This is a genomic window from Pigmentiphaga sp., assembly GCF_019689535.1.
GTDB lineage: Bacteria > Pseudomonadota > Gammaproteobacteria > Burkholderiales > Burkholderiaceae_B > Pigmentiphaga.
The window spans coordinates 1-6,934 of record NZ_JADGHH010000182.1 but is presented as its reverse complement, the minus strand read 5'-3'; the positions used below and the strand labels follow the sequence as shown (position 1 = coordinate 6,934).

The following is a 6,934-nucleotide window of genomic DNA, read 5'->3' as shown; positions in this document are numbered from 1 at the left end:
CCGCCCTTGGTCGAGATGATGGAGATGACCAGCATGGTCTGATTCCTCGTCGCGTCGGGATGGAACGGTCAGAGGGGTCAGACGCGCTGCTTGCGGCGCTCGGCGATCCACTGCTCGATTTCGAGCGAATCCCAGCCGATCGCACGAATCCCCAGGCGAATGGCCCTGGGGAACTTGCCCGCCTTCATCAGGTTGTAGATGTGGGCGCGCTTGAAGCCACTCTTGGCTTCGACTTCATCGAGCCGTAGGATGCGGTGCTCAACCACGGTAGGAAGAAGCGGCGTTTCGTCCGGCATGACAGTCACTCCTTGGCGCTCGCGAGCGCTTGTTAGGGGTGACTCGTAGTGGAATAGCGCCTTTCGGCCGCGTACACCGCAAATGCGGTTTCCACGACCGCAGATACGGGCTTGCGAATCTCAGGAGACGGCCGATTGCAGCTTGCGCTTGGCCTGGGCGAACTTGCCTTGCAGCGTGCGCTCGGTGATGCCCATGAGGTGGCCGTGATGCGCGACCAAGGCGCTGGCGATAGCCTCCTGGCTGTTGAAGCTGGAGTAAGGCGTGCCCGACGGTGATCGACCGAGCATCAGCGTCAGCATGGCGCCGATGATGTGCAGGTAGGTGGCTTCGGCGCGATCGCTCAACGGGCACAGGTTGCAGGCGGGAGGCGCCGGACCTTGCAGCTTCTGCCGCTCTTGCAAGGCATGCAGTTGTCGGCGGCACTGCTCAAGCTGCGACTTCAGCGCTTCGCGCTCCACCAGCAGCGCGTGCCCGGACTCCATGGTGATCACGGGATGGGCGATGCGCTCGATGCGGCTGAACAGAAAAGGCGGTCGCTGCCCTGGATAGTAGTGGAGCATCCACTGCTTCAGGTCGATGTGTCGGACGGTCAGCGCGGGTGAGTCCCACAGGGTCTTGTCGTTCGTCGTGATGCCGTTCTGACCATAGGGAAGTTCCCCGTGGTAGATGCCGTCGTAGATGCGATCGGTGTAGAGCCGCAACTCGTCGCAGCGCGGGCAGTCCAGATGCGCAGGCAAGTGTCGATGTTGGACGGCGGCCAGGATCTCGTCCCGGAACCGCAGCAGGCCAGCCCATCGTATTGCCGCATCGATGGGACGGTAGTACACGTCCGACAATGAATTCTCTCGCATGCCTTCGACTCCTTGCGACGCTACTTCATCGAGAGCTCCTCGGCGCCCAGGTAGGACTGGTGCATCGACACATTGACCAGTGGGAATCCGCTCGCGGACGCGGCCGCCCCGAGTGGAGGAAATCGTTCGGACAGACGCGAGGCTCGCGGGAGCGGGGCGTCATGTCATGGCGCGGGAAGCTGGCCTGTGGCCAGTAGCTCAGCGCTGCTATACGGTGTACAAAGTCGCTACTGTTTGTTAGCGGCACACGGAGCAGTGCGAGCGGAAGCAGTCACGCCGAAGTCACATTCGGGATGAGCGTCAAACGCTCCAGCGAGCTTGGCAAGGCCCATTTGGCATCAGGTGTTGGCGCTGGAGCCTTATGACCGGCCTTGTCTGCCGATGGAGCCTTCCCGCCAGGAATTTCTGTGGCGAGTGGCACGCTTGGGATGCGCGATCAGCATGCTGAGAGGCTGAAATCGCATCAGGTGTTCGCTGCCGAAATGCGCCCGAAGAGCTGCACGTTGAACAAGCAACCGAGCGCATGCGAGGGACGAGAGGGCGTAGCGCACGGTAGGCGTCGTCAGATCACCATGGATGTTGATGGACGCGGAGCGTTGACGGGGTGCCCGTTTGAGGCCATAATTGAGGCCGTCTCAGATAAGCGAGACGGGAAACTTCGTTGTTCATCAACGGGTTGGGTGTTCGATGTGATACCCGTTTCCCGCTCCAGGTTCTGGTTCCATGGGGTTCCACCCCGTGGGCAAAAAAGAAAAGGGAGTCCCTGTTCAAGGGCACTCCTTTTTTTTTGGCGTGCGTGTGCGTCGAACGCTTGAAATCGATCAGGCTCCCGCATGCCAAGCTGGCGCCCAGCCCCGTGCAGGCTGGGCAGTCCGGCAACCGGGGGGCACGCTCGCTCTTACTCCAAGGACAATCCCGCTCGTTCGATGACCGTTTTCCACTTCTTGCGTTCGGACGCGATGAGGCGGCCAAATGCTTCGCTGCTCATCGGGATGGCTTCGTAGCCGTGCTTGGCGAGGTCGGCCCGTACCTCAGGCGTCTTCAAGATATCCGTGATTTCCTTATTGAGACGATCCACGATCGCTGCCGGCGTACCGGCAGGCACGACGATGCCATGCCAGTTCTGGACCTCATAGCCCTTGACGGTCTCGGCGATCACCGGCTCGGACGGAGCGGAGGGCGACCGTTCCATGGCGGTGATCCCCAGGGAGCGTAAGCGCCCCGCGGCAATCAAGGGCTGGCTGGGAGCCTGGCCGCCGAAGGTAAAGTCCACTTCGCCGGCAACGACGGCATTGGTGGCCAGCGACGCGCCTTTGTAGGGAACGTGCGTGGCTGGTATGCCCGTCATGTCGACGAACAGTTCGCTCGCCAAGTGGGCCGCTGAACCTGCTCCGGCAGTGGAGTAGGTCAGGCCGTTCTTCGACTGCTTGGCTTTTTCGATCAGCTGCGAGACTGTCTGGATGTTGGACTTGGGGTTGGTCACCAGCACGAGAGGCGCGGTGACGACGGCCGATATGGGAATAAAGTCTTTTTCCGGTTCGTAGGGCAGTTTCTTGTAGAGAGACGGATTGATCGACAACGTGCCGACGTGGCCCGCGAACAAGGTGTAGCCGTCGGGCTCGGAGCGCGCAGCATAGCTCGCTCCTATGCTGCCGCCCGCGCCCGGACGGTTTTCGATGACGACGCTTTGCCCTAGGCGCTGCGTCAGCTTCTCGCCGATGAGCCGGGCCGCGAAGTCCGTGGAGCCGCCCGGGGCGAAGGGGACGACGATCTTGATCGGGCGGTTGGGGTAGCTGTCGCTCGCGGACGCCGGGGCGCCCATGGTGCCGACCAGCGCGGCGACGATACCGAGGGCGAAATGCGTCGAACGGCTCATTGTGCTGTCTCCTGTGAAAGTGTGAAATGTGGAAGATGGCTACCGGCCGGATGTCTCCGGGGCGCCGAGCATGGCGCGCGCTTGGGCCGGGGTGGCGATGGTGCGGCCCATGGCTTTGCACAAATCGGCGATCCGCCTCACGATGTCGGCGTTGTCTACCGCCAGTCCATTCCCATCGAAGGCGAGAATGGAGTCTTCGAACCCCACTCGCACATGTCCCCCCAGGGAGATGGCCAGTGCGCGCAACTCCAGCTGATACCTGCCGCCTTTGGCGCACCACCAGAGCGCTCCCTCGGGCAGGGCTGCCGCCAGGTCCATGAGTTTGCGGGCGCCTTGTTCGAAGGAATCCGGCGTGCCCAGGACGAGGCCGAAGCAATACGGCGGTCGGACGAGGCCAGCCTCGATGAGCTCGAGTGCAGTGTCGAGCATGGCCTCGTCGTAGATGCTCATTTCGGGAATGGCCGCGCTGGCGTGGACCTTGGCCGCCATGGCATGGACCATGCGTTTGGCTTCGCCCGGATCCGGACCGTTGAGCCGCAGCGGCAGCGACACCATCTCCGGAAATAGTGCGAGCGGCGCAACGGCCTGCTCCGGGGTGAACCCCCGCGTCCCGAGGGAAAGCTGGAGTACGGCGTCGCACCGCCGTCTGGTTTCGTCGACGATTTCGCGGAACACGGACACTTCGTGCGTCGGAGATTCGTCGGCGGCCCGCGCATGGATGTGGGCAATCGATGCGCCGGCGAGCACGCATGCTTCGATCGTTGCGGCGATTGCCTGCGGGGAGACCGGCACTTTGGGATGGTCGGTGCTGCGTATCCGGGATCCGTTGGGCGCTACCGTGATCATGACCGGCGCTAAATCACTTGGCATGTTTGGCCTCCACGCCGATTTCCACTAGGCGAGAAAAAACAGGCATGCAGTCCGGGGAGAGCGGCTCCGCCATTTCAGGATGGGTGGCAAGCCAGTGCCTGAGGTAGCCTTGCGTGCCGCCTTGCCGGATGATGGGTTGAAGAATGGGCGGCATGGGAGGGCAATGGCGAACCTCGCCCGTGGTCAGGTTAGTGACACGGCCGGTCGCGAAATTCACCTCGATCGAGTCTCCCGTTTTTGCGAACGAGCCTGGTTGTTCCAAGCCCGTCAGGACCGGCAATCCCTGCGCGATGGCGCGGCGCATCGCCTTGAACGGCATGGAGCCGCAGACGATGCCTAAGTCCAGCGCGACCATCGCGATAAATCCTTGCACGTGGGTCTTGCCGCACGCGAATTGCGTTCCGCCGATGACGATGTCGCCGGGAGCGACGCGGTCCGGGAATTCCGGGTCCAGGCTCTTGAAAAGATGCGGTATGAGCACCTCGGGCCGGGTTTCCCGGCCGATGGCGAAGCTGAAAGGGATGAATCCTTCGTCCAGGGGCACCTTGTTGCCGAATACGTGGCACGTGCCGGTCTTGATCAGTAGGTCGCTCACGATGTCTCCTTATGCCTTGACCGCTTGGACTGCCGGGGCAATTGCGCCTTCTATGGCGGAGGCGGCGACGGTGAGCGGGCTGGCAAGATAGGCCAATCCGTCCGATGGTCCGAAGCGGCCGGAGTGATTGGTGGCCGCGGTCGAGATCGACACTTCGCCCGGCCCCAATGGGGCCATGGCGCCGCCGGCACAAGGGCCGCAACCCGGGGGAAGGAGGATGGCGCCGGCGTCCAGGAAAACCTGCTGCAGGCCATCCTGTGCCATGCGCATTGCCGTGGCAGTCGAGCCTGGAACGACGAAAAGGCGAACGCCTGCGGCCACGCGCCTGCCCTTGAGCACGGTGGCGGCGGCCGCGAAGTCTTCGTACATGCCCGATCCGCACGAGCCCAGGAATGCATGGTCGATCCGCTGGCCGGCAACGCTCTCGAGCGGGGCAGCGCGGTCGGGGCCACCCGGCAGTGCCACTTGCGCGGTGATCTCGGAAAGGTCGAGATCGATGACGTGGAGATAGTCTGCGCCCGGGTCGCTGTGCACCCCTTCCTTCGAGCCTGCCGGGGGAGGGAATGCCACGTTGGCGACGCCGATCTCGGTGATCGAGTTGCATAGTGCGACGCGATCCGCGATGGAGAGTCCGGCCAGGCCAGGGCCTGCGAATTCGACCACGCGATAGTCGGCCGACACGCCCCAGCGGTCGGACGAGAATCCGTGGGCAAGCACGAAACCGACGTCTCGCGCGTGCACGCCGGGCGCGAGCTTTCCATGCAGGCGCACACAGATGGTGTCGGGCACTTGCGTCCACAACGTTCCCGTCGCCAATACCGAGGTGATCTCGGGACCGACGCCGTATGCTGCCGCGCCGATCGCCCCGAAGTTCGTGCAGTGCATGTCGTAGGCGAACAGGAACATGCCCGGCTTGATCCAGCCTTGTTCCAGCGGGAACAGATGTCCGTGCCCCCCTTGCCCCACGTCGTAGAAACGGCCTATGCGCCAGCAGCGGGCGATCTCCCGGATGCGCGCGCCGCGGGCCGCAGCAGCGGGCGAGCCGTACACCACCTCGTGGTCGCGCGGCTTTCCTCGAATAAGCGCAGGCCGTGCAGCGCGACGGCCTTGCCATGCTCGTTGTGCAGAATGATGGCCGCCTGCGCTGCATCGGGGGAGCGATTCTTGATCGCGCGCAGCAAGGCCCTCAGTTCGATCGCGCTTTCTTCCGGCCTGTTGGGCATGGTCAGCGACGAGGACCAGAGAAAACTCAGGCGTGCGTTGAGCTGGCGCAGATAGGTACCGATGCTGGCGTTGTAGGAGCCCCGGGCGAGGGCTTCGAAGAAGGCGTTCTTGGCCGTCTTGATACGCGCCGGGATGCGGGACTGCAGCGCCGCTTCGAATTCCTGCACCACTGTTTCCAGGACCTGGATGTCTTGTTCCGTGCCGTAAAGCGCAAATCGTTTGACCGCGAGGCACTCGATGGCCAGGCGTATGTCCCAGAGTTCGTGCACTTCTGCCTCGGTCATGATGCGCACCGAAGGGCCGCGATTGGGAACGATGTCGATCAGGCCTTCGGCCTCGAGCTGGCGAAGCGCCTCGCGCACGGACGGACGGCTGACGTCGAAGCGCTCGCAAAGCTCGCGTTCGACTAATCGATCGCCCGGCTTGTATGCGCCCTCCGTGATCGCCGTGCGCAGGCGGTGGACCAGGCTCGATCGCACAGGGGTGTCTTCAACCGGATTGGCGGCGGTAGCGTCCATTTTTGTCTGACAAAAATGGGAGAATGTGGGGATATGTTGGCGAAAACCGCCAAGTTCTTAGATTAATTGTCAGGCAATTATAGTGACGTCCCATCTAGGGCACCCTAGGGGAAATCCATGGTTCCCCTCGGTGGCAGCATGGCTGCGCTTGCAGTTCGGCAGCGAGGTCGCGGGATGAGGGCGGGGCCGCATAGGCGGCGAGGCACCGGGAAGCGATTCGCAAAAAAGTCGATGCTCGTGTACAATCGTTGGCTCTTTAGGGGAGCGAGCTTAGGCCGTTTTCCTAGACGTATTCGGGCGTGAGTTCTCATGCCCCTTGCCCTTAGGCAACGGCGCGTTAGCAAAGCGGTTATGCACCGGATTGCAAATCCGTTGAGGGCGGTTCGACTCCGCCACGCGCCTCCAGAATTCCTTTCCCCTCATCCATGCCGCCCGTGGCGCTCCCTAAAGGCGCGACAGTTCGTCCCGCGGGTCGGTAACGCCGCAGCCGACGGGGTATGCAGCTTGGCAGCGTCGTTTGCCCGGTCTTGTCATGATCGGGTGCCTTGCAACGTGAGGCACCGCGCCTGGCCTGCAAAGGAGTTGCTCCACAGTGCCTGCATTCGATCGGGGATAGGCTTATGTGCTTTTTTGTAGAAAACATGCCTGTCCTAATGAAGAAATAGAATATACATAGGAAAACGTTTTCGTTCCGCCGGGCCGT

General features: G+C 62.7%; 7 protein-coding genes and 1 tRNA gene. 1 reads left to right on the top strand and 7 read right to left on the bottom strand.

Translation table 11 applies throughout. The features are described from left to right. Positions 1-77 precede the first annotated feature (77 nt). The 7 genes from IRZ12_RS14155 to IRZ12_RS14125 form a co-directional block, all read right to left on the bottom strand. On the bottom strand, positions 78-296 hold the full coding sequence (locus IRZ12_RS14155) for an AlpA family transcriptional regulator (protein WP_296469584.1): 219 nt from the start codon (positions 294-296) through the stop codon (positions 78-80). A 120-nt stretch (positions 297-416) separates the two neighbouring features. Then, the gene (locus tag IRZ12_RS14150) at positions 417-1,148 is read right to left on the bottom strand and encodes a hypothetical protein (protein WP_140720811.1); all 732 of its coding nucleotides are present in this window, start codon (positions 1,146-1,148) and stop codon (positions 417-419) included. A gap of 898 nt (positions 1,149-2,046) precedes the next feature. Then, positions 2,047-3,024 (bottom strand): tripartite tricarboxylate transporter substrate binding protein, encoded by a 978-nt coding sequence (locus IRZ12_RS14145; RefSeq protein WP_296469578.1) that lies wholly within the window; start codon positions 3,022-3,024, stop codon positions 2,047-2,049. 39 nt (positions 3,025-3,063) lie between these two features. Continuing rightward, a complete protein-coding gene (locus IRZ12_RS14140; RefSeq protein ID WP_296469575.1) occupies positions 3,064-3,894 on the bottom strand; it encodes a 3-keto-5-aminohexanoate cleavage protein in 831 nt (276 codons plus the stop codon). Further along, positions 3,884-4,489: a hypothetical protein gene (locus IRZ12_RS14135; protein ID WP_296469573.1), complete on the bottom strand. Its 606-nt coding sequence runs from the start codon at positions 4,487-4,489 to the stop codon at positions 3,884-3,886. The genes IRZ12_RS14140 and IRZ12_RS14135 overlap by 11 nt, the downstream gene beginning before the upstream one ends. A 9-nt stretch (positions 4,490-4,498) precedes the next feature. Beyond that, positions 4,499-5,539, bottom strand: coding sequence for an aconitase family protein (locus IRZ12_RS14130; protein WP_296469571.1), 1,041 nt, complete (start codon positions 5,537-5,539; stop codon positions 4,499-4,501). Then, entirely contained in the window at positions 5,470-6,231 is a 762-nt protein-coding gene (locus tag IRZ12_RS14125; protein ID WP_296469568.1) for a GntR family transcriptional regulator, read from the bottom strand. Before IRZ12_RS14125 ends, IRZ12_RS14130 begins: the two co-directional genes overlap by 70 nt. Before the next feature lie 331 nt (positions 6,232-6,562). Between IRZ12_RS14125 and IRZ12_RS14120 the strand changes: the two genes are divergently transcribed. Then, positions 6,563-6,636: transfer RNA gene (locus IRZ12_RS14120), tRNA-Cys, on the top strand. The last annotated feature ends 298 nt before the right edge of the window (positions 6,637-6,934 follow it).